13 protein-coding genes, 1 tRNA gene and 3 pseudogenes are annotated in these 24130 nt (G+C 36.3%); 12 read left to right on the forward strand and 5 right to left on the reverse strand.

The genetic code is table 11. From position 1 onward, the window contains the following. The first annotated feature begins 41 nt into the window (after positions 1 to 41). From SAGCYANO_RS44705 to kaiC, 3 genes and pseudogenes are all read left to right on the forward strand, one after another. Positions 42 to 242: a hypothetical protein gene (locus SAGCYANO_RS44705; protein ID WP_237396157.1), complete on the forward strand. Its 201-nt coding sequence runs from the start codon at positions 42 to 44 to the stop codon at positions 240 to 242. Next, positions 226 to 336: pseudogene (locus tag SAGCYANO_RS44710) on the forward strand (hypothetical protein); the annotation flags it as partial. The gene SAGCYANO_RS44705 and the pseudogene SAGCYANO_RS44710, both read left to right, overlap by 17 nt. Before the next feature lie 413 nt (positions 337 to 749). Next, positions 750 to 2308, forward strand: a pseudogene (gene kaiC, locus SAGCYANO_RS13910) (circadian clock protein KaiC). A 478-nt stretch (positions 2309 to 2786) separates the two neighbouring features. On the opposite strand, the gene SAGCYANO_RS13915 reads toward kaiC, so the two are convergent. Further along, positions 2787 to 2858 (reverse strand) — tRNA-Val (locus SAGCYANO_RS13915). Positions 2859 to 2972: 114 nt separating this feature from the next. On the opposite strand from SAGCYANO_RS13915, the gene SAGCYANO_RS13920 reads away from it, so the two are divergent. After that, on the forward strand, positions 2973 to 3590 hold the full coding sequence (locus SAGCYANO_RS13920) for a metal-binding protein (RefSeq protein WP_202220622.1): 618 nt from the start codon (positions 2973 to 2975) through the stop codon (positions 3588 to 3590). A gap of 386 nt (positions 3591 to 3976) precedes the next feature. Here SAGCYANO_RS13920 and SAGCYANO_RS13925 read toward each other — a convergent pair whose 3' ends face one another. Beyond that, positions 3977 to 5044 carry a diguanylate cyclase domain-containing protein gene (locus SAGCYANO_RS13925; RefSeq protein WP_202220623.1) on the reverse strand — a complete coding sequence of 356 codons (1068 nt, stop codon included), beginning with the start codon at positions 5042 to 5044 and terminating at the stop codon, positions 3977 to 3979. Positions 5045 to 5236: 192 nt separating this feature from the next. Here SAGCYANO_RS13925 and SAGCYANO_RS13930 point away from each other — a divergent pair, with 192 nt between their 5' ends. The 3 genes from SAGCYANO_RS13930 (at position 5237) to SAGCYANO_RS13940 (ending at position 9756) form a co-directional block, all read left to right on the forward strand. After that, entirely contained in the window at positions 5237 to 6334 is a 1098-nt protein-coding gene (locus tag SAGCYANO_RS13930; RefSeq protein WP_202220624.1) for a permease, read from the forward strand. 582 nt (positions 6335 to 6916) lie between these two features. After that, the gene (locus tag SAGCYANO_RS13935) at positions 6917 to 7633 is read left to right on the forward strand and encodes a TIGR03943 family putative permease subunit (RefSeq protein WP_237396148.1); all 717 of its coding nucleotides are present in this window, start codon (positions 6917 to 6919) and stop codon (positions 7631 to 7633) included. Between the two features lie 668 nt (positions 7634 to 8301). After that, positions 8302 to 9756 carry an Ig-like domain-containing protein gene (locus tag SAGCYANO_RS13940; RefSeq protein ID WP_237396150.1) on the forward strand — a complete coding sequence of 485 codons (1455 nt, stop codon included), beginning with the start codon at positions 8302 to 8304 and terminating at the stop codon, positions 9754 to 9756. A gap of 958 nt (positions 9757 to 10714) precedes the next feature. Here the strand turns inward: SAGCYANO_RS13940 and SAGCYANO_RS13945 are convergent. The 3 genes and pseudogenes from SAGCYANO_RS13945 to SAGCYANO_RS13955 form a co-directional block, all read right to left on the reverse strand. Further along, the gene (locus SAGCYANO_RS13945) at positions 10715 to 11422 is read right to left on the reverse strand and encodes a hypothetical protein (protein ID WP_202220625.1); all 708 of its coding nucleotides are present in this window, start codon (positions 11420 to 11422) and stop codon (positions 10715 to 10717) included. 979 nt (positions 11423 to 12401) lie between these two features. Beyond that, the gene (locus SAGCYANO_RS13950) at positions 12402 to 12596 is read right to left on the reverse strand and encodes a hypothetical protein (RefSeq protein ID WP_237396151.1); all 195 of its coding nucleotides are present in this window, start codon (positions 12594 to 12596) and stop codon (positions 12402 to 12404) included. 583 nt (positions 12597 to 13179) lie between these two features. Then, positions 13180 to 13407 (reverse strand): annotated as a pseudogene (locus tag SAGCYANO_RS13955) (zinc ribbon domain-containing protein); the annotation flags it as partial. Between the two features lie 968 nt (positions 13408 to 14375). Here SAGCYANO_RS13955 and SAGCYANO_RS13960 point away from each other — a divergent pair. The 5 genes from SAGCYANO_RS13960 (at position 14376) to SAGCYANO_RS13980 (ending at position 23653) form a co-directional block, all read left to right on the forward strand. Then, on the forward strand, positions 14376 to 15521 hold the full coding sequence (locus tag SAGCYANO_RS13960) for a response regulator (protein ID WP_202220627.1): 1146 nt from the start codon (positions 14376 to 14378) through the stop codon (positions 15519 to 15521). A gap of 74 nt (positions 15522 to 15595) precedes the next feature. Beyond that, positions 15596 to 15961 carry a response regulator transcription factor gene (locus tag SAGCYANO_RS13965; protein WP_202220628.1) on the forward strand — a complete coding sequence of 122 codons (366 nt, stop codon included), beginning with the start codon at positions 15596 to 15598 and terminating at the stop codon, positions 15959 to 15961. 41 nt (positions 15962 to 16002) lie between these two features. After that, complete coding sequence (locus SAGCYANO_RS13970; RefSeq protein WP_202220629.1) at positions 16003 to 16353, forward strand: chemotaxis protein CheW; 351 nt, start codon at positions 16003 to 16005, stop codon at positions 16351 to 16353. A gap of 184 nt (positions 16354 to 16537) precedes the next feature. Next, complete coding sequence (locus tag SAGCYANO_RS13975) at positions 16538 to 20440, forward strand: GAF domain-containing protein (protein ID WP_202220630.1); 3903 nt, start codon at positions 16538 to 16540, stop codon at positions 20438 to 20440. Positions 20441 to 20776: 336 nt separating this feature from the next. Beyond that, positions 20777 to 23653, forward strand: coding sequence for a hybrid sensor histidine kinase/response regulator (locus tag SAGCYANO_RS13980; RefSeq protein ID WP_202220631.1), 2877 nt, complete (start codon positions 20777 to 20779; stop codon positions 23651 to 23653). Positions 23654 to 24130: the final 477 nt, after the last annotated feature.

The raw sequence follows: 24130 nt of genomic DNA on the forward strand, positions 1-24130 counted from the left end.
GGACAGCTTATCAGTACAAGCTAAAACCGAATCAAGAACAAGTGGCCATCATAGAACTGTGGTTAGATTTGTTGCGTCGGCAGTACAACTATAGATTGTCTGAGCGATTCTTATGGTGGCAAGAAAATCGCTGTCCGATCAATGCTTGCCCGTTAATCATGCCAATTCCTCTTGTGGTAAAAAAGTCCCGAAAAATTATCACAGAGAACTCATTCTTGTCCGCATTGTGGTCTAGTTATTGACCGCGATGTGAATGCTGCAATAAATATAAAAATAGGGCGGCGGGGCATCCCGCCCTTAAAGCTCGTGGAGTCCGATGCAATAGCAGGACTATAAACGAGAAGCCCACACTATAGCGTAAGCTTAGTGTGGGAGTATGTCACTATTTTGTGATATAAATACTCTGGACATAGTCGCGATTTTCATTGAGGTATGGCATTTAACTAAGTCAGAAGTCAGAAGTCAGAAGTCAGAAGTCAGAAGTTAACCCACCCCTAACCCTCCCAGGAGGGGAAGTAGGGGATGCGCGAGCAACTATCCAAAATATTTCGCCTTAAAAGGCGGAGTTTTAGACCCTTATAATTTTGATAAACTTTTGCCTGAAGACAAAATCCAGAGAGCAGATTTCTCTGTATTCCACCAAAATTAAAAACGCCGTACATTATGATGCGACAATCCTGGCATATTAGTAGATATATTTACATATTTGCGGATAGCTAAAATTTTTTCAACATTCCAAAGATAAAAATATGAATGAAAATAGTGAATCTATTAAAAGAGATGAAATAGCAACAGTAGGAGTTGAGAAGATTCGGACTATGATTGAGGGGTTCGACGACATCAGTCATGGGGGTATGCCAGTTGGCAGAACCACATTAGTAAGTGGTACATCTGGAACTGGTAAAACATTGCTTGCTATTCAGTTTCTTTATAATGGAATTATCTATTTTGATGAACCAGGAGTATTTGTAACCTTTGAAGAATCTCCCCACGATATTATTAAAAACGCCCACAGTTTTGGTTGGAATTTACAGAAATTAGTTAATGATGGGAAATTATTTATATTAGACGCTTCTCCCGATCCAGAGGGGCAAGATATAGTAGGAAATTTTGACTTATCTGCCTTAATAGAAAGAATTCAATATGCCATTCGTAAATACAAAGCAAGAAGAGTTTCTATTGATTCAGTAACTGCCGTATTTCAACAATATGATGCTGCTTCTGTAGTCAGAAGAGAAATATTTCGTTTAGTGGCCCGACTCAAACAAGTTGGTGCAACTACAATTATGACTACAGAAAGAGTAGAAGAATATGGCCCAGTAGCAAGATTTGGAGTAGAAGAATTTGTCTCAGATAATGTTGTGATAGTTCGTAATGCTCTAGAAGGCGAGCGTAGAAGACGAACTATAGAAATCTTAAAACTGAGGGGGACAACCCACATGAAGGGGGAATATCCATTTACGATTACTAATGATGGTGTAAATATATTCCCACTAGGAGCAATGAGGCTAACTCAACGTTCTTCAAATGCTAGAGTTTCCTCTGGAGATGACATTCTAGATCAAATGTGTGGAGGTGGTTTCTTTAAAGATTCAATCATATTAGCAACTGGAGCTACTGGTACAGGAAAAACTCTTTTAGTAAGTAAGTTCTTAGAAAATGGTTGTATGAATAATGAACCTGCGATGCTTTTTGCTTATGAAGAATCTCGCGCTCAATTATTTCGTAATGCCAATTCTTGGGGTATAGATTTTGAAGAGTTAGAAAAAAGGGATTATTAAGAATCTTGTGTAGCTATCCAGAATCAGCAGGTTTAGAAGACCATTTACAAATTATTAAATCAGAAATTGCGAACTTCAAACCATCTAGAATAGCGATTGATTCTCTATCTGCTTTAGCAAGAGGAGTAAGTAATAATGCTTTTAGACAATTTGTGATCGGGGTTACAGGTTTTGCCAAGCAAGAAGAAATAACAGGCTTTTTTACTAATACGACCGATCAATTTATGGGGTCTCATTCTATTACGAATACTCATATTTCTACTATTACTGATACAATCATCATGTTACAGTATGTCGAAATCCGTGGTGAAATGTCCCGTGCTATTAATGTCTTCAAAATGCGTGGTTCGTGGCATGACAAAGGAATTAGAGAATATACAATAACATCAAATGGTCCTGAAATTAAGGATTCTTTCCGTAGCTATGAAAGAATTATTAGTGGTTCTCCCACTAGAATTACAGTTAATGAAAAAAGTGAATTATCTAGAATAATACAGGGAGTTCAAGAGAAGACCACAGAAGAATAGGATAGAATTTGAAGAAGGAAGAAGGAAGAAGGAAGAAGGAAGAAGGTAAAATTGCATCGGGATAGTCTCCGAAAGGCCACTTCATGTCTGATAACCCCAGAAAATTTTAAAGACCCCCCTTTCTGATAGAAAGTGGGGGGGGGTGGGGATATGTCTAAAGACAGGAGACAGGAGACAGGAGACAGGAGACAGGAGACAGGAGACAACCCACCCCTAACCCTCCCAGGAGGGGAGAAATAGGAATGAGCGAGGAGGTAGAAGTAAGAATTGTAAGAATGATTTTTCTGCCCAACTATGCGCCTAAAATACGCTCCTTTTTGAGCGCTTTAGACTGAAACAGGCGTACTGCAATTCGACTCCAAAAAGGCACTTGTCTTTATATGTCAATACTTTTAGATTTAATCAGCAAGCCCTAATTAATCAAATTTAGGGTAAAAAATAATTACCATCAACTTAACTAATAGCTAGATTTATTTTATGGGCGGTACTGGATTTGAACCAGTGGCATCCTGCTTGTAAGGCAGGCGCTCTACCGCTGAGCTAACCGCCCAACTTTTACAAGTATAACACATCTCACTAAATATGCAAGTAAAAAAAAAAGTATCTTTGATCTGCTAAGTTTGATAAATATATTCTGCGTTTTTTGGCCTAGATTAAATCTGCTATGCCCAGTGGTCGCACCCATGACCGAATAACCTTGTGGAGTTTACCCATAGTAACAAGCTTAAGCTTTGGGTTAGTTCATAGTACCCACTTAACCTTATTTGTTTCTGGGGGTTTTTTGTTCAGTGGGCTAATGTTTGGCCCAGACCTGGACATTAATTCTCGGCAATTTCAAAGATGGGGTTGGTTTAAGTGGCTTTGGCGACCCTACCAAACAAGTCTGAATCATCGTTCCTTTTTATCTCATGGACCGATAATTGGTACTGCAATACGATTGCTATATGTTTTGACGTTGCTGGGAGCAGTAGTTGTATTTGGTTTAATTATAGATGAATTACTGGGGCTGCAATGGAGTATTTTAGGGTTTGTTGAAAGCTTGTGGCGATCGCTTTCCCTACATTATCAAGAAGTAATTGCTTTATTGGTAGGTCTAGAACTTGGTGCAATGAGTCATTCTGTGAGTGACTGGAGTAGTTCAGTTTATAAACGCTTCAAAACTAAAGGTTTATCTAGCTTACTTCCCAAAATCAAACCTCAGAAACAGCGACGTAAGTCTAGTCCTCGTAAATCGACTTCTGCAAAAGTTGTTCCTCCTAGAAGTCGTCGTACTCAAAAATAAAATAGGAGTCAGAAGTCAGGAGTAAGGAGTCAGGAGTCAGGAGGGAAGAGAATTTAGAGAGATTTGCACATTTGCGCGCTCGGATGAAAAATTTTTTATACCGAACCCGAGCGGATTTGATATTAAACATTAGAAGTTATGATTCCCCTGAATTCGGGTTATCAATATAGCGAGATTTAAACGCAAGTATTAACTTGAAAGATGCGGTTGGCTTGACCTGTGCAAGCCTGTGGATGAGTAACCGCCTACGGTCTCAGTAGAAGGAGGAAGTAAACATTAAAATATCACTAAGTGTGATGTTTTATATCAGTTTTATGAAGCAGTAGATGCTGCTAATAGAAAATTGAAACAAAATTATTTGTTATTTAATTCATCGGGAGCTACTCTTAACTTAGCAGAACACGATCGCGGCCTTTAATTTTAGCTTGATAAAGTGCTCGATCTGCTTCAGCAATTAATGCTTCTCGTGAGCCACCCAATTGAGGTATAGCTGTGGAAACTCCTAAACTTAAAGTTACAACTTTTGAGGCAACAGAAGCTTTATGGGTGATATTTAATGACTTGACATGAGAACGAATTTGTTCAGCTATAGAAACAGCATCAATAGCATTCATCTGAGGTAAAACTATCGCAAATTCTTCTCCTCCATAACGAGCCACTAAATTATTTTCCTTCTTAATATTTATTGTCATTTGAACAGCTTGATTAATTGCCAAAGCTACTTGTTTGATACACTTATCTCCAGCTTGATGACCATAAGTGTCATTATAACCTTTGAAACAATCAATATCTGCCATGATAATGGATATAGGACTTTGCTGTTTAGACATTTGGAGCCACTGTTGAGCTAGATATTCGTCAAATCTTCTACGATTAGCAACCTGAGTCAAAGCATCTAAAGAAGCTTGAAGCTCTAATTTTTGGTTAGCTGCCTCCAATTCTTGATAAAGTTCATGGAGTAAATTACTGGCCAATTGATGAATATGACATTGAGCTGTCAGCAAATGATGGACATCTAAAATTCTGTAGATGTATGGTTCTATTTCAACCACAATTGGTTCATAAGCTTGGTTAGTTGGTCTTTGTAAAGCAGTACTACTAGCTTCTATAACTTTAGTATCTCCAGGCATCACTAAAAAATCTGTATAAGCGAACTGATGCAAAGTCTTTAAAGACCTTTTCAGAAATAATTCTCGTCCAAAAGGGCGACTCAGATACTCCAAAAATCGCTGTCGGGAAATCATTCCTGAGATATGTCCCTCTTCAGTTAAAATTATTCCTGGCAATCTTGGTTCAGCTTCTAGTCTCAAAGCAGCCACTTCTCCTGATTGATTACTGTCAACTTGAAAATCATATAATGATAAATTTCGTAAAGTTAACTCTTGAAAAGTTTTTGGCAGGGAGTTTTCAACAGCCGGTAAAATTAAGGGCTTAAAGCTAGATAAGTTAAGCATAAAACCTAAATATTATTTGTGTGCGAAAAGAAAAAGAAACTGTATGAACCTAGATAGGTTAATTATCTAGATTACCTAGTATATACTTACATTGTAAATATATGTATAGTTATTTGAATAATACGGACTGCTAGGCGATATTTGAGCCAAATAAAATACTTAGGAAAAAAAGTTTAAAGAGTAAATCAAAAGATGGCATCAACGCTGACAAATCAGTTGAATAATGCTTTCACCCTCTTTCTTAGTTTATTGGTAGAAGCAATACCATTTTTACTGCTGGGGGTGATTTTATCCGGAATATTACAGTGGTTTATTGATGAACGTAAATTAATTACATATCTGCCTAAAAACCCTCTTTTAGGAGCATTTGTAGGTAGCTTAGTTGGTTTTTTATTCCCGGTATGTGAATGTGGTAATGTTCCGGTTGCTCGACGTTTATTGATACAAGGTGTACCAGCTCCAGTAGCAATTGGTTTTTTATTGGCAGCTCCAACAGTAAATCCCATAGTAATCTGGGCCACTTGGACTGCTTTTAGGGACCAACCAGAAATAGTGGTATTACGAGTGGTATTTTCTCTAGTAATAGCAACAATTATTGGTTGGGTATTCAGCGTGCAAAAGGATATGCGACCATTATTGCAACCTACAACTGCTCGTCTATTACCTAGACCTCAACAGTCAGTTTCTCCAAAAGTTGCAACTTCTCCTCTTTTACAGTCAGGAACATTTTTTCTGGGTCAATCTACCACGTCTATGCCGCTTGAGTCTATCCCACTGTGGCAAGTAGAAGATCTTACAATTAATCAAAGTCCACTAGGTGTGAGTAGTCAAGCTACTTCTAACAAAGATATGAGTTGGAAATCTTTGTTCGTTGCGCCCGATCGACAAAGGCTTTTATCTTTGTTAAATAGTATGGTGCAAGAGTTACAAGACTTGGGTGGAGTTTTGGTGATTGGTAGCGCGATCGCTGCAATGATTCAGGTTGCTGCACCTCGTGAATTTATTTTGAATCTTGGTCAGGGTCCTATTAGTTCAATTATTGCTATGCTGACTTTGGCCGCAGTGGTTTCTATTTGTTCGACTGTGGATGCTTTTTTTGCTTTGTCATTTGCTGCAACTTTTACCAGTGGTTCTCTATTAGCTTTTTTGGTTTTTGGACCGATGATTGATATCAAAGCTGTTGGTTTGTTATTATCAGTATTTCGGTCGCGGGCTGTAATTTATTTAATGGTTTTAGCAGCACAATTAACTTTTATTATGGCTTTGATTGTGAATTTATATTTGAGTTAAATTAACTTATAGCAGTTCAAGAATTTAGAATTTAGAATTTAGAATTTAGAATTTAGAATTACCTCTCCTTAAAAACGGATAGGATTGACGAACAGGAAAATTTTTCATTTATTATCCCCTTAAAAGGGGAGGCTTTAAACCACGATATTTCGGTAATAGGAAATAGGCAAAAGGCAACAGGCAACAGTGGGAGTAGAAAAATTTTCTATCTAAGATTCATCATTAACATAAGTAAAACATCAACTCGTTCCTTGCTATATTATTCACTTATCAAACAGGATTGAGTTGCGCTATCCTGCTTTTTAAGGCGAAATATTTTTGGAGAGTTGCTCAAATTCCCGTGGCAAAAATACAGTGGATTCCACCAAGCATGAGATACACCAGTTGTGGGCAAGATTCCCGTAGTGGAAAAATTTAATTGTTAATATCTGTACTTCATATACTTGGAATCTGCTGTAACTTCTGACTTCATTAAGTGGGGCAATTTTAATCTGATGAAAGTTTACAATTCACTTTTTTTCTACTCAAAAATATAGTTCTTGGATAGATGCTATAGCAATTTTTGTTTGGGGTTTTGTATTATTGCATTATTGGACGACAAGCAAGTTATACATATTAATTCATCCTCGTTATTTTGGTTTAACAGTGGGAGCTGGAATTGCTTTACTTTTATTAGGTGGATTGAAAGTTTTGGAATTATGGAGTATTCGCAAAAGTCAAAGATTTAAGAGACAATCAAAACAAGCATTAACCAGTATTGAAAATCAGCATATTAATCTTTTTCCTCCTGGTTGGAGTAGTAGTTTATTATTAATATCAGCTCTATCGGCATTGATAATTACCCCTCAAGTTTTTGCTAGTCAAACAGCATTACAAAGAGGTTTAACAGAATCTTTGCCAGTGACTAGAACTCAACCTCAAGAATTTCGTAGCGCTACTAAACCAGAAGAGCGATCGCTGATTGAATGGATTAGAATTTTAAATGTTTATCCAGAACCAGATGCTTATAACGATCAAAAAGTTGAAGTAACTGGGTTTGTAATTTATCCTCCTGGATTATCTGAGCAATATTTTTGGATATCTAGATTTATTTTGACTTGTTGTGCTGCTGATGCTTATCCAGTGGGATTACCTGTTAAATTACCAGAAGGTAGAAGTCGGAGTAAATATCCTCAAGATGGTTGGTTGAAAGTTGAAGGTAAAGCGATTACTGATGAGCTAAATGGTCAACGTAAATTAACAATTTCGCCATCTAAAATTGAACCAATTCCTAAGCCGAAAAATCCTTATGATTATTAAGAAGGAAGAAGGAAGAAGGAGGAATTCAAAAGTCAAAAGTCAAAAGTCAAAAGTAAGAAGTAAGAAGTAAGAAGGAAAAAGTGGATGGGAATTCAAACTCCTAACCAATTGTAAAACCCTGTATACGGCGGGGGGTTAAACCCAAAAGAAAAAGATAATATTATTATCTCCGCTTAATAGCAGTATCTCACAAATAACTCTCTATAAATATTCAAAAGTTAAGTATTTCAACGGAGGAATTCAAAAGTCAAAAGTCAAAAGTAAGAAGTAAGAAGTAAGAAGTAAGAAGTAAGAAGTAAGAAGGAAAAAGTAAGAAGGAAAAAGTGGATGGGAATTCAAACTCCTAACCAATTGTAAAACCCTGTATACGGCGGGGGGTTAAACCCAAAAGAAAAAGATAATATTATTATCTCCGCTTAATAGCAGTATCTCACAAATAACTCTCTATAAATATTCAAAAGTTAAGTATTTCAACGCTGGTAAACACTATGATGATTAAGCACAATTTTCAAAACTATTGCGAAACTTTTATCTGTGGGATATAAAGTAAGCATTATAAGGAAAAAATAAATGGTAAATTTAAGAAAAAAATTAATTATCTATTTCGTGAAAATCAAGAAATTATTTCACAAGAATTACGACAACCTCTAGACAGAGTTGCTATTACTTTGATTATCGGGTTAACTGTGTTAATTTGTCTGCTATTTGTAGGTGGTGGAAGTACAGCTCCAAAAGTAAAAGACTTTAGCTGGCAAGACAAAAAAATAGGAGCTGAAGATACAGCTTTTATACTAAATTTTAATCGACCTATGAACCATGCAAGTGTGGAAAAAAACTTAACAATAGAACCACCTTTACCAGGAAAAGTGAGTTGGGCGGGTCGGAGAATGGCTTATACAATTTTAGAACCTGCTCCCTATGGTAATCAGTATACAGTGAAATTATCAGGGGCAAAAGAAAAGTTTTATGGTTTAGATCAAGGGGAGGTAATGCAGCCTTTTCAAGGTCTATTTAGCAGTCGCGATCGCGCATTTGCTTATATAGGTTTTCAAGGAGAGGAAAAAGGCAGATTAATCTTAATTAATTTAACTAAAAAGCAACGACCTATAATACTAAGTCCGAAAAATTTAGAAGTAATGGATTTTAAATTTTTTCCCCAAGGTGAAAAGATTTTATTTTCGGCAGTTGAAAAGCAAAATGAAGTTCCGACTCTGATAGAACAACAAATATATACTGTGACAACTGGGGTTAATTTGACTCCTGGAGATGCCAAATTAAAATCATCAGAAGTTGTAGGTGAAATTGAAAAAGTTCTTGATAATTTAGAATACCAAAACTTGAAATTTGATTTATCTGCCGATGGTCAAAAAATTGTCATTCAACGGGTAAATAGGAAAGATGTTTTTGATTCCGGTCCGTGGGTATTAGAGTTAGGAAAAGAAGCACAACATTTAACAAATAAAGAAGGAATAATTCAAAAAGGTGGAGACTTTTTAATTACCCCAGATAGCAAAAATTTAGTAATTTTACAAGGAGAAGGAACCTCCATTTTACCAATAAATCCAGAAACAGATTCAGAGGATTTAATATTTTTACCAAAGTTTGGAACAGTATTAAATTTTGCTCCTGATGGTTCCATGGCAACCATGGTAAAATATAATCAGGATGGGACGCGATCGCTTTATATTGTGACTAATCAAGGTGAGGAGCGAGAGGTGTTACGAACTCGTCCTTATGGTAATATTCTCAGTGCAGAATTTGACCCGAATAAAAGAATTATTTATTGTTTATTAACTCAAGTAGTAGAGCAGGGAGAAGAGTATCAAGAACAACCTTATATTGCAGCATTCGATCTTAAGAGAAATATATTAAGACCTTTAGTTATTTTGCCAAATCAACAGAAAGTTCATATGGATTTATCGCCGGATGGTTTAGCATTATTATTTGACCAAATGGTGACAATATCAAATCAAGAAGAAGAAGAAAATACCAAAAACACTAAAAAAATTAGTCGTTTATGGATGTTACCTTTAGATTCAAAAATGCCAGAAGATGATTCACCATGGCAGCTTCAACCAGAAGAATTGCCTCAAACTGGTTTGAATCCTAAGTGGCTGCCTTAGCTATTCTATTGGTAGAAGTAAGGAAGAGTTCAAGAATTTAGAATTTAGAATTTAGAATTTAGAATTACCTCTCCTTAATTTATAAATATATCAGAATTTATAAATATACCAGCACACACTGCTATAATTGCTTGATTTCTCGACAGACAATAGACATCTGTTCAACAATTAATAATTATGATTTGCTGAATAAAGTCTTTTTGCTCTTTGTAGGAGACAGGAGAAATGGGAATGAGCGAGGAGGTAGGAGTTAAGAATTGTCTCTCAATTTTTGTGCCATAATCATCCCAAAATACTAGCTTTATGCAGCTCTTTCCACCGAAAAGTTGATACTTTTTTCAACTCTAAAACGCTAAAACCTTTATCTGTCAATACTTTTATAATTAATCAGCCAGCCTTAATTAATAATTAATAATTAATAATTAATAATTACCTGTTCTTTTCAAGGAGAGGATTGACTAAAAGGAAAATTTTTTCTTCTCTTGGTCAATTGGATGTGGCGAGGAGACCCGCTCTTATCAGAGCCGCTCCGCTGTTAGCGTTTGCGGTCGCATTCCGGAACGGAAAGCTTTGCGGTAGCAAACGCCATCCCTTGACCGCTTTTTTATCCTTTAAAGGAGAGGCTTTATACCTTAATTATTCGGTAAAAATCCAAAATAAAATCATATCAAATCCGGTTAAACAGCCATAGAATGCTTAAGTTAGGAGGAGTCAGGAGTCAGTAGGGGCGATTTCCTACGGAATGCTCTGCAAACGCGTAATTAGGAGCATTCCGGAACGGAAATCGCCCGTACAGGAGGAGAAAGAATTACAAAGATGAGGGTAGTTGTAACGATTGAATAATTTTTTATGTCTAATTAAACGGATTTGATATCAATTATTATACATAAATTATCAATTATTTTTCCCCATTTCCTATTCCCTATTTCCTATTACCTGACTTCTGCAAACAGTCTAATTAACTCTTATTTTTAATATAAAAATTAACTCCTATATCCGCATCTAACTCACCTAAATAAGTTAATAAACTATAGATAAAAACCACACATCCCATCATTTCCATTACTTCTTCTACAGTGGCTAACATTGCGTAAACTAAATTCTGCTGACCATCAATTCCATCATAGTAACTTCCGACCATTTCCATACCCAATGCACCGCCCACATATAAACTAATAGCAATTAAGAAATATCGGCGCAATTGTTTTGGTAAATAAAATATAAATTTCCAATATTTCCAGATAAAAATTATTACTAAAACTGTTCCAGGAATTACCCACACTGAATGCCAGAAACTGGGAAGATTTAGAGCATCTGCTAAATCATCAATAATCAAAATTTCATGGATACTAGCTATTTCGTCAAGTGCTAATAGAAAGAAAATAGTTGAGAGAATTTTCCACTGTCGCCAGAAACGGTCAGACAGCGATCTTTTTATGGCAAAAATTCCGCGAATAATTAATCCACAAGATATCAACATTAAACCTGAATACCAAGTTGGAATATTCATTTCTCGGTCGAGATTAAATAATCTTGTCCAGGGTTCGCGGTAATCAAAAATGTATTTACCTATTTGAATAGCGATGCTGCATATAGTTAAAAATATTACGCCAAAGGTTAAGTATTGAGCAATCTTAAAGGGGGAAATTGTGATTTTAAATTTCATTTACAGCAGTTTTCCACTTGAGGAAGTACAGAATTTTGGGAAAATAGGGAATAGCAATTTAAGATTAAACTTTACCTCACTATCTTAAAAAGTGCTGTAATAAAATTTGAATCAAGAAAAAGGGCGTTGCTGAATAGCGTGTATGATATAGCGCTGCGCGCAGCTCATCTGGCAATAGGCAACAGGCAACCCACCCCTCGCCCCTCCCCTCCCAGGAGGGGAATAAATTGCTGATAATATAAAACTTTTAGCTATTGGACACCTCCTGCAATTTGTAAATATGCCAGCCCATATTGCTATATTAGTCTTAATTACTTAGGAGTCAACCCACCCCTCCCTCCCAGGAGGGGAAGTCAGGAGTAGGGGCGTTAACGATCATTATGCGAAGCAAATGGCTGTTTGCTGACGCATAGCTGACGAATGGCGCCAGTACAGGAGGGAAGAAAGAATAAGAAAGAGGAGTAGAAGGAGAAAGTTTTATGAAAATAAAAATTAAACAATCTCAAATAGTTGTCATTCAATAGTTTAGCAATTACCAAAAAATACAAATCATACCCACACATTAGCAACGCCAGAAAAAGTAATAAGTAATACTATGCCGTTCTTAGAATCCTACGATTATCTACATAAATCTATGATTTTCGTGCTTATAATCTGTTATATTCCCTATTCCACTGGCAAAGTCGGCGTTATCCAGTCCGCAAGCTGTCACGGTTGTTTGCGTTAGCGTTGCGGAGCAAACTGACTGCCATAGCTAAATTTAACGCTGCATTTCCTAGGTCATGCTTCCCTACGGGATGCTACGCAAACGCAAATAAATCTAGTTCGCGCTAGCGTTCGGAGCAATCGCAACTAAAATTGCAGTGTTCGCAGTTTGATTGCGCGCTCTGATAAAAACAGAGACTCACGATTCAGTTCCACACCTACTGCAAGTTTTAGAACTAGGAAACCATCTATCCACAACGGTGAGTTGAGCAACCTAATAACTCACACTTGTACTCGCGCCTGTCTGCAAAACTCGTAAAACCCCATAGACTAGGGCAGCCTTAGCTAGCTTGTGATTTGACATCATTCCTGATACATTTAGGTCTTCACCCACCCCTCTAGCTCCTCTCCCGGGAGGGGATGGGGGTGGGTTGTGGTTTTTAGCCAAGTAAATAGTTAGCTTGTGCAATGTATCTTTTCTCATGTTGGCTATGCATGCTATGTAGTTTAGCTATCTTGAGAGAAGCTCTTTTCCAATTGCTAGAGAACTTAGTTTTATTTCGGTTCAGATATTGCAACGGAGAAAGTTTGGCTTCTAACTTTTTGTAAGACTTTGCTCCAACAAAAACTTCTAGCTTCTTCTATAGCTTGGGTTTGATGTGGCTTAGGTTGCCTGAATTTATATTCTAGAACAAACACTGCTCTATAAAACTGATACAAAGCGTCACATAACGTGAAAACTTGATAGCGTAACTCCGACCTAGGAGGCTGTTTACTTCCTGCTGTACGGACGTTGCATGCAACGTCCCTACCGTCGGCGGTTACTCATCCACAGGCATTCACGACCGAGCCGACCGCATGTCTAGAGTGCGTCTTACATTCTGGAGGGGCTGTGTGCGGAAGTAATTCCGCACAGTAGGCGCCCCGTAGGAAACCTCGCCAATTAGCACTCGCTTTCTTACAGGAGTTTTGGAGTTGATGAGGTACAAAATTTTAGGACTTTAGGGAGTAGGGAGTAGGGAAAAAAATATTAGCCTTAAAAGCGTACCTTACTATCCTAAAAAGTGCTGTAAATTTATACTTGCGTTTAAATCTCTATCTATTGACAACCCGTAATCTGGGCAGTCATAAGTTCTCAGATGCAAGGGCATATCTTGAACATGACCGCACCTGCAACAAGTCTTTGATGATGGAAAAAATCTATCTACTACTACTAAATTACAACGGTACCATTGGCACTTGTATTTAAGCTGTCTCCGAAATTCATAAAACCCTTGGTCTCCACTTTTGACACTGCATTTTATAGTCAGGACTTACGCACGGACACTAAATCCAGTAAGGGCGAGTGCCATTCACCCCTACATATTGCGTTTTCAAGCTGAATTTGCGTAAGTCTTGATAGTGTCTAATTATAACACAAGATTTAAAAAGTCACCCGCTTATGGGCGAGGCTTGAAACCCTTTTTTTTGGTCAAATCGCTGAATGGACTCAGTACGCCTCAATTGCCCCTTTTTAATACTTCGATAACTAATATGTATCTTAACTTCTGAAAAGACGATATATGAGAAACTCATACTGCAAAACAATGTTCATGTAGCGATCGCTCCTACAATTCATATCATAAGTATTAATTTAACCGAATTTGTTGAGAGGTCTAAGAACTTAACAATTCTGAGAGGTTTATTAACTGTTTAAGTTTGTCATTGCTAATTATAGCAAAGCTTTTATAGTTTGTAAATCTATGTAAAGCGATAGTCAAAATTATTGGCCACATGGCAAATATACTTAGATTTAATAGTGTAGAATGATCTATATATATGAAGATCGATATCAATCAACTATCAACTATGGTGTATTTTTAGCCACTGATTTTAAGATTATTAATCAATTGATTGGTTAAATCATATTAATTTCCAGCTCTAAATAACATAGCTTTACTGTTTAGATATTGATTATAATTATCTAATTTGTGCTATGAATCAAAATGGAAAAATACTGAATTTTAATACAAACAATACAATAAAACACTTTAAGAATGTATGAAATAATAATGATGTTCTGTTCAAATATTGAGTATCATAATATAATATAATTAACAGAAAGAAAAATTAAAATAATTTTATTGTATTGTCATTTTCCTTAGAAAAAAAACTAATCTATAAAGTCAAGCAGATGGCCACAAGTGATGTTCTCAAATATTCACAACTCGAATAGCGATCGAGTTTTCATATTGAACCTTTAAGATTCATGTCTGCAAACAACAAAATCATCAAATTAGCACAAGAAATAGACATCCTTAGTCAAAGAATGGCAACTGGCAACCTATTATTAAATAGCCATGCTAAAGAAGGAAAACTTTATATATTTTATGGTAGATTACTGTATACTACTGGCAACCTTCATAGAGTGAGACGTTGGCAACGAGCGATAGGGTTGCACTGTCCTGAATGGAAGCCCATAACTTCACAACTATCAGATAGAGAAAAACCTTGGGAATATCTTCTATTGTATGATGGAATAACAAGAAATAAAATTACTCTTTATCAGGCTAAAAAAGTAATTCGTACTGTCACCTTAGAAGTATTATTTACCTTGAGTCTTTACGCAGACCTAACACCCCAGTGGGAGCCAAGTCCATATAATAAATCAGAATTATCTTTAGGTTTAGCTCTATGCTATAGAGAACTAGAAGAAGTTTTTAGTAAAATTACTAAAATGCAAAAGTTATGGCAAAAAGCAGGTTTTGATAGTCTTAACCCCAATCTTGTTCCTGTAATGAACAAACCTATTAAACCAGAAGCTCTATCTGGTTGGGGTAAATACTTACAGGGGGACCTAACTCTATGGGATATTGCCTATCAACTACGAAAATCAGTATTAGCTGTAACTAAAACTTTACTTCCTTTAGTCAAAAAAGGATTACTTCAATTAAAAGCAGTACCAGACTTACCAATATCACCGCTCGAATCATCTTTAACAACAGCTAACCCTAGGAATAATGTAGACAAAACTACATCAAAAAAACAATCATTAATTGTTTGTATTGATGATAGCCCCGTAGTTGCTGAAACATTAAAGAAAATTGTACAACCGGCAGGTTATAGATTTATCAGTATACAAGATCCAATTAGAGGATTTGTAAAAATAGCTGAACATAAACCAGATTTAATTTTTCTCGATCTAGAAATGCCTCATGCCAACGGTTATACTGTTTATCAATTCTTACGCAAAGCACCAGCATTTGAAAAAATACCAGTGATCATTTTTACCAGTCGAAATAATTTGATAGACCGCAGTCGGGCTAAATTAATAGGAGCAGCTGACTTTTTAAGTAAGCCTCCTAAACCGGAAGAGGTCTTAAGAATGATCCAAAAACATTTGCCTAATACTTAAAATTAAAGTGGCAAACAAAAATTTATTCTGTTCATAAATTTTTGGACAAATATTAAATAAAAAGTAGTAAAGTTATGAAAGCAAGTATATTAATTGTAGAAGATAGCCCAACTGAAGCTAGTATTTTGACTGAATGTCTACAAAAGTCAGGATTTGATGTATTGAATGTAACTACAGCAGAAGCAGCTAAAGCTTTGCTAAATCAAAAAACTTTTGACGCAATTTTAACAGACGTGGTATTACCTGGTCAAAGTGGTTATGGACTTTGTAGGGAACTAAAAAGTCAAGAAAATACAGCTCATATACCAATTATTATTTGTTCTAGTAAATCAGGGAAAATAGACCAAAAATGGGGCATGAAGCAAGGTGCATCTGCTTATGTTACAAAACCAATTAATCGAGAAGAAGTTGTAGCAACATTAAGACGATTAGTTGTGTAACAAAAATAAATTTTTATGACTAAAGTCTTTACTTAAAGTCAATGCAAAAACAACATTTATGTATAGAAGTTAATCAGACCTTACAAACTATACTATCTACTGATGACTTAGATGAAGTTATTACCTTAGACTACCAAAAAATCTTACAAATACCAGGTATGCCAACTGTAGTTGCAGGAGTTTTTCAGTGGCATGGCGAGATTATGTGGTTAATTGATATTGCTTATTTGATGGGATTTAATCCTTTGCTATCTACTGGATACTATCAGGAAAAAATTCGGGTAGTAAAAGTAAAATATAAAGGTAAGTATCTAGGTATTTTAGTACAAAAAGTAGGTGAGTTGATAAATGTTGAGACTAAAAATATTACTCTGATGAAACAAAAAAGTTAATTCTTCTGTAGAAAAATTCATCAAGGGAACTTGTACAAATTCAGCCGGAGAAAAATGATGATTGTAGATATTGAAAAAATCATTCAATATTTAGAAAAAAGAGAAATAATAATCAAGTCAAAAAATCAACAACAGCCGTTAAAAATAAAATTAGTAATTCTGGATAATTAATACCACTAAAATTATGACACAGACAAATTTTAGAAAAACTAACCAATCAGACAATAGAACGCAAAATCTAAGCCAAAGTTACTACAAAAAAACTGAACAAGAAACTATACAGACTCCAGCAAATAATGAATCATTAGCAATAGTGCCAGTAGAAGTGTGGCAGCCAGATACTAATCAAAAAAGATTAGGAATTAGAGCAAAAACTAATGCTTTAGCAGAAGATTTAGCAGTATTACGGTCTAATATAGATGTCAGAATTAATCAACTTCAATCATTAATAGAAACAGAAGGAGCTGCAGCAGAACGAGCAGAATTATTAAACGAAATTACTTCCCATATTCGGGAATCTCTCAACTTAAAAGACATCTTTAAAACAGTAGTAGAAGATGCCAGAGCAGCCCTACAAACAGATAGAGTAGTAGTTTATCAATTTGACAAAAACTGGAAAGGTACAGTTATTGCAGAATCAGTAGATAGTAAATGGCCCAGAGCTTTGGGGGCAGAAATAGCCGACCCCTGCTTTGCAGACCGTTATGTAGAGTTTTATCAAAAAGGCCGGGTAAAAGCAACTGCTGATATCTACGAAGCAGGATTAACAGAATGTCACATTAGCCAACTAGAACCCTTTGCTGTTAGAGCCAACTTAGTTGCTCCCATTGTAGCCAACGGAAAATTATTAGGCTTATTAATTGCCCATCATTGTTCTGAGGCACGACAATGGATAGAATCAGAAATCGAATTTTTTCAGCAACTAGCTACTCAGCTAGGCTATGCTGTAGACCAAGCTCTACTATTAACAAAGCAAAAAGCAGCTACCCAACAAGCCCAAAAACTTAATTACATTAATGTCCAGATTCGTACATCTCCAAATATTCAAGATATTCTAACTATTTCAGTGGAAGAAACTCGCGATGCTCTTGCTTGTGACAGAGTAGTAGTATACGAATTTGATAGCCAGTGGAAAGGCACAGTTATTGCAGAATCAGTAGATAGCAATTGGCCACAAGCTCTAGGGGCAGAAATAGCCGATCCTTGCTTTGCCGATCGCTACGTTCAAGCATATCAAAGGGGACGGGTTAAAGCCACAGAAAATATTTACGAAGCTGGGCTAACAGAGTGCCATATTAATCAGCTTGAGCCCTTTGAAGTAAAAGCTAACTTAGTTGCTCCTATAGTAGTAGAAAAAAAACTTATAGGTCTATTAATTGGCCATCAATGCACAGGGCCTAGAGCTTGGACAGAATTAGAAATTGACTTAATTGGCAAGGTAGCTGTTCAAGTGGGTTATACTCTAGAACAGGCATATCTGTTGCAAAAACAACAAGTTGCTGCCAAGCAAGCTCGATTTTTAAACGAGATAGGTATCAAAATCCGAAATTCCCAGAGGAGTGAAGATATTTTTGATACGATCGTGGAAGAAGCTCGTAGTGCATTACAAGCCGATCGCGTCATACTTTATCAATTTGATGCTGACTGGAATGGTACAGTTGTATCCGAGTCAGTAGATAAAGCTTGGCCTCAAGCCTTTGGTAAAAAAATATCTGAGCCTTGCTTTAAAAAAAATTATCTCAAATCATATCTGCGAGGACGAGTTAGCACAATAGAGAATATTGATGAAGCAGGATTAGGAGAATGTCATATCCAACTTTTAAAACCTTTTGCCGTTAAAGCTAATATTGTTGCTCCCATCATCGCCGAACAAAGACTTCATGGTTTGCTGATCGTACATCAATGTTCTGCACCCCGTAAGTGGCAAGAATCAGAAATTGACTTTACTAGACAACTAGCCACCCAGGTAGGTTTTGCCCTCGACCAAGTAACATTATTACAACAACAACAAGCCGCTACAAAACAAGCCATTGCCCTTAATCAAATCAGTTCCAATATTCGTAAATCTCTTAATCCTCAAGACATCTTAAACACTACAGTCGAGGATATGCAAGAGGCTATGCAAGCAGACCGGGTTATGGTCTATGAATTCGACCCTCAGTGGAAAGGTACAGTAGTAGCAGAATCAGTAACAGTCGGGTTTCCAGAAGCATTAGGAGCTGAAATTGTAGACCCATGCTTTGCTCAAGGTTATATTAAGCCATATCTGAAAGGGAGAGTTAAACCAACCAATGATATCCGTGAAGCAGGATTAACAGAATGCCATATTAAACAATTAGAACAGTTCAAGGTTAAGGCAAATTTAGTAGCTCCCATTATCTCAGATCAAAAGTTATATGGTTTATTGATCGCCCACCAATGTTCTGCACCTCGCAACTGGGAAGCATTAGAAATTGACTTAATTAAGCAAGTAGCTATTCAGGTTGGTTACGCACTAGACCAAGCATTCTTGCTACAGCAACAACAAGAAGCAACTCAACAAGCTCGGTTACTCAGTGAAATTAGTTCCCGTATTCGGGAATCTCTAGAATTGGAGAAAATTTTCCAAACCACTGTGGAAGAATCACTGCTACTGATGAAAGCTGACCGTATTGTCATATATCGTTTTGATGACAACTGGGAAGGTAAAATTATTTCTGAGTCAGTCAAACCTAATTGGTCAAAAATTGCAGAGATGGAAACAGAAGTTCCCTGTTTCCCGGCTGAGTATGTAGAACCTTATCGTCAAGGTCGAGTACAAGTCACAGAAGATATTAACAAGGCAGATTTAACAGAATGTCACCGAGAACAGTTGGAAAAATGGCAGGTAAAAGCAAATGTGGTAGTGCCGATTTTAGTAGGTCAAAAACTTTATGGTTTATTAGGCGCTCATCAATGTTCCGGTACAAGACAATGGCAAGATTCAGAAGTGGAAATTTTTAAACAACTGGCTTTACAAGTGGGTTCTACCCTAGAACAAGCTATCCTATTAGAACAGGTAATTCAGGCTCGGAAAACAGCAGAAACTATCTCTCAGGAGCAACAACAGCAAAAAGAATCATTAGAAAGTCAAATAGAAACTTTTTTGACAGAAATAGAAAATTCTTTTGATGGAGATTTGACAGTACGAGCTAATGTAACAGCAGGTGTAATGGGGACTGTAGGTGACTTTTTTAATGCCGCGATTGAAAACCTACAGCAGTTGGTACTGAAGGTGAAGTCAGCAACAAATATTGTGAGTTCAACAACTGAGGGTAATAATGCTGAAATTGAAAAATTGTCCGGTGAAGCTCATCGCCAAGCAGAAGCGATCGCTAATGCTCTTGGGCAAATTCAGGTAATGACAAATGCGGTTAAAGCAGTAGCTGCTAATGCTCAACAGGCGGAAGTTAAGGTGCAGCAAGCAAATCAGATTCTGCAAACCAGTGATGCTGCAATGAACCGTAGTGTGGAGGGAATTGTGGTAATTCAGAAAACAGTGGAGGCAACTGCCCGAAAGGTGAAAAATTTAGGAGAAACTTCTAAGAAAATTTCACGGGTGCTGAGTTTGATTAATGATTTGGCAAATCAAACAAATATTTTGGCATTGAATGCTTCGGTAGAGGCAACCAGAGCAGGTCAAGACGATCAAGGATTTGCTACAGTTGCTAGTGAGGTACGTTCTCTGGCGGAACAGTCAGCTAGTGCTACTCAAGAAATAGAGCAAATTGTTGAAGAAATGCAATCTGGCACCAGCGAAGTTGTCAAAGCAATGATAGTAGGTCGCAAACGGGTAATGGTAGGAACTCAATTAGTTAAGGGAGCGCGACAAACTCTGACCGATCTATTGGATGTGAGCGGACAGCTAAGTGAGTTGGTAGAGGAGATTACTTTGTCTGCTACTACTCAAGCTGATACTTCTAGTAAACTGTCAGAAACAATGCAGGAAGTGGCAACGATCGCTAATCAAACTTCTGAACAATCTATGACTGTTGCAGAGTCTTTTTCTAAGTTACTAGGAGTAGCAGGAGATTTAGAAAAGAGTGTGGCAGAGTTTAAGGTAAATTAATAATGGACAATGGATAATGGATAATGGATAATTATTTATTAGTTGATAATGACTAGAAAGTGCAAAGTTCTTGGAATAGCTATTGCTAGCAAAGGCTTTCAGCGAAACTCTCTCTTTAGAGATGTAGATTCTGTAAGCATTTACCAGTAATACTTTCAGTCTTGAAAATAAATCGTTTTTTAGAATAACTTTGTACTCTCGAGATAATGAATTAATTATCAATTATTAATTGGTAATGAGAGACTTCAAACCTCTGAGAATTAATTATCAATTATCCATTATCCGTTATCAATTATCCATTATCAATTATCCATTATCAATTATTCCCTATTCCCTATGATAGAAACTGACGATCGGGCCTACGAATTTTTTGTAGAAGAAGCTACAGAATTACTACAGACTCTTGAACAAGGATTAATAAATATCTCTCAAGAGCATAAGATTCAAAAACTACATCAACTAATGCGGGCAGCTCACTCAATTAAAGGTGGTGCTGCTTGTATTGGTTTAATGGGAATTCAAAAAATTGCCCACAACTTAGAAAATAGTATTAGAGCGCTTTATCGGGAAAATACTGTTTTTGACCTAGAGTTAGAAAATTTACTCCTGCAAGCTTTTGACTGTTTGCGATCGCCTACTTTAAAACAAATTGAAACAGGTAGCTACGACCAAAAGAATTCGATGGTTAAGGCGAAGCAAGTTTTTGAGCAGATAGAAAAGAAATTGGGGCATTCTTTAGAAGAAGCAGCAGAATTTCCCGAAGTATCTATGGAAGAGAGTGATATGACTAAATTTCTGTTTACAGAAGAAATACCCTCTGGTTTGCATCGTTGGGACAATTTATTGGCTGGAAAGAATGGCTCCGACGGTGTTTTATCCATTAAAGAGGAACTGAAGAGACAAGCTGAAGTATTTGCAACTTTAGGGACAATGCTAAATTTGCCCGGGTTTACTTCTATTGCTCAAGCTGCTATCAAAGCTTTGGAAGTAAATCCGAAATACACTAAAAAAATTGGCAAACTAGCTCTAGCAGATTTTTGGGCAGGGCAAAAAGCAGTATTAGCAGGCGATCGTACTCTAGGTGGGAATCCAAATGCCACATTGGTCAAACTCACAAAACCACTAAAATCTCGAAAGGTAGAAACTACTGCTAAGAGAAAACAAGTCGAGGGACCAACTCGACCACTAAAAGTTGTTGCCCCTAAAAAATCTGAAGCTGTAGTAGAAACAAAAAATGTCAAAACATCTAATAGTGCGACCGCATCAGTAAATAATTCTCAAAAACAAGTTTCTGCACCGGGAGTTGCTAATAATAAGAAACAAATTCAGCAAAAGCAAATTACTTCTACATCCCCATCTTCTTTAGGTATCAGAATAGATATCAACCGTCTGGAAATTCTAAATAATTTGCTGGGAGAATTAGCCACTCAAGATAATAGTTTTATTCTCCAAAATCAACAATCTCAAGCTGCAATAGGAACCTTAGAAAAAGGGTGGCAAAAATTTCATCAGTTAATGATGAAACTGCAAGATATTAATGCTTTTTCAGAGGAACTAAATCAATCTCCTAATTCTCAGAAAGATCGACTAGCATATCTGGTAAATATACTACCAAATCTATTAGAAGAAATTTCTCAAGTAGGCGAAGCTGTTAGTGATATTAAACTACTACATCAGCAAAACCAACAAGTTGTCAAAAAAAGACAACAAACCTTACAGCAAATACAAAATAATCTTACAAAAGCTCGAATGTTACCTGTGGAATCATTGTTGAATAGATTTCCTAGAATGATCAGAGACTTATCAGTGCAAAAGCAAAAACAAGTAAAACTCGAATTAGTGGGGATGAATACTCTAATTGATAAAGTAGTTTTAGAGAAATTGTACGATCCTATAGTTCATATAGTCAGAAATGCTTTCGATCATGGTATCGAACCCCCAGAAATTAGACAAAGTAATGGTAAATCAAAAGAAGGAAAAATCACTATTAAGTCTTATTATCAAGGGAATTATACTTATATAGACATTCGAGATGATGGTCGGGGTATAGATGTTAATAAAATTAGAAATCTAGCTATAGAAAAGAAAATTTATTCTGCCACTGAAGCTGCTAAATTATCCACTAAACAAGTATATAAATTATTATTTTATCCTGATTTTTCAACGACAAAAAAAGTGAGCGATTTGTCAGGAAGAGGCATGGGATTAGATTCAGTTTACAGTCAAATAGAATCGTTAAAAGGAAATATTACTATTCAATCCCAACTTGGTAAAGGAACAAGATTTATTCTTAGATTGCCATGGACTTTAACAATTACAAAATTATTGGTTTTTCGCATGGAGGGAAATTTATTTGCAATTCCTTTAGATATTTTAGCAGCTATCATATATGTCGATCCTAGTGAAATTAAAGTCGAGGGCCGGGAAAAAGTATATTATTGGAAAGGTAAAAAGGTATCTATAGCACCATCAATTTTATTTAATTGTAATTATCCTATAGCCTCAGGAATTATTCAACAAGAACCTATTGAATCTTCTTGGAAAAATTCTTATACAAAAAACTCTCAAGGGAAAGTGATGTTGCTATTGATATCTGAAGATTCCGATACAATTGCTATCAAAATCGATCAAATCTTAATGGAGCAAAATTTAACTATTAAACCTTTTAGCAATATTTTAACAGCAGCATCATATTTATATGGTTGTGCAATTTTAGGAGATGGGAGCTTAGTACCAGTTCTTGATGGTATTCAATTATTAGAAAAAACATTACAAGCAGAACAATTCAATACTAAAAAATCACCCAAAAATATCTCTAAATTTCAACAGTCTCCTATTTCTAAATTACCAACTATTTTAGTAATTGATGATTCTCTAACTACTCGCCAAGCTATTTCCAATACTGTACAAAAAGCAGGGTATGATGTTGTGCAAGCTAAAGATGGATGGCAAGGGTTAGTACAATTACAGCAACATACTCAAATTCAAGCTGTTATTTGTGATGTAGAAATGCCAGAAATGAATGGTTTTGAATTCCTCAGTCGTTGTCGTAAACAATATTCTATGGCAGAAATGCCTGTATTAATGTTAACATCTCGTAGTAGTCAGCCTTATCGTACATTAGCTAAACAGTTAGGTGCAAATGACTATTTAACAAAGCCTTATTTAGACCAAGAATTAATCAATAGTTTACAAAGCTGCTTACAGGTTTAGGGAGTAGGGAGTAGGGAGTAGTAAAGGAGGGAACACAGCATTAAATAGTAGCAAACCTCTCCTGGGGGGGAAGACAGGAGAAATAGGAATGAGCGAGGAGGTAGGAGTAAGAATTGTCAGAATAATTTTTCTACCATAGTCACCTCAAAATACTAGCTTTTTGCAGCTCTAGGCACCGAAAAGCTGGCACTTTTTTGAACCCCAAAAAGGCTAATATCAAATCCGGTTAAATACTTATTATATGAGATGGGGGGATGGGGGGATGGGGAGATGAGGGGCGAGAAAGTGTGGATAGAATTATAAACATATACTGTATAACCTGATTCTATATAATACCTTTATTTATCAATACGCGCGAGAATTAATCAGCAAGCCCTAATTACACCAATGCTACCGGATTTGATATCATACCAGAATATTTAATCAAGAATGAGCGATCGCAAACTTCAAAAATTTGTCTACTTGACTAAAATCATA

The organism is Okeania sp. KiyG1, from assembly GCF_014132355.1.
Lineage (GTDB): Bacteria > Cyanobacteriota > Cyanobacteriia > Cyanobacteriales > Microcoleaceae > Okeania.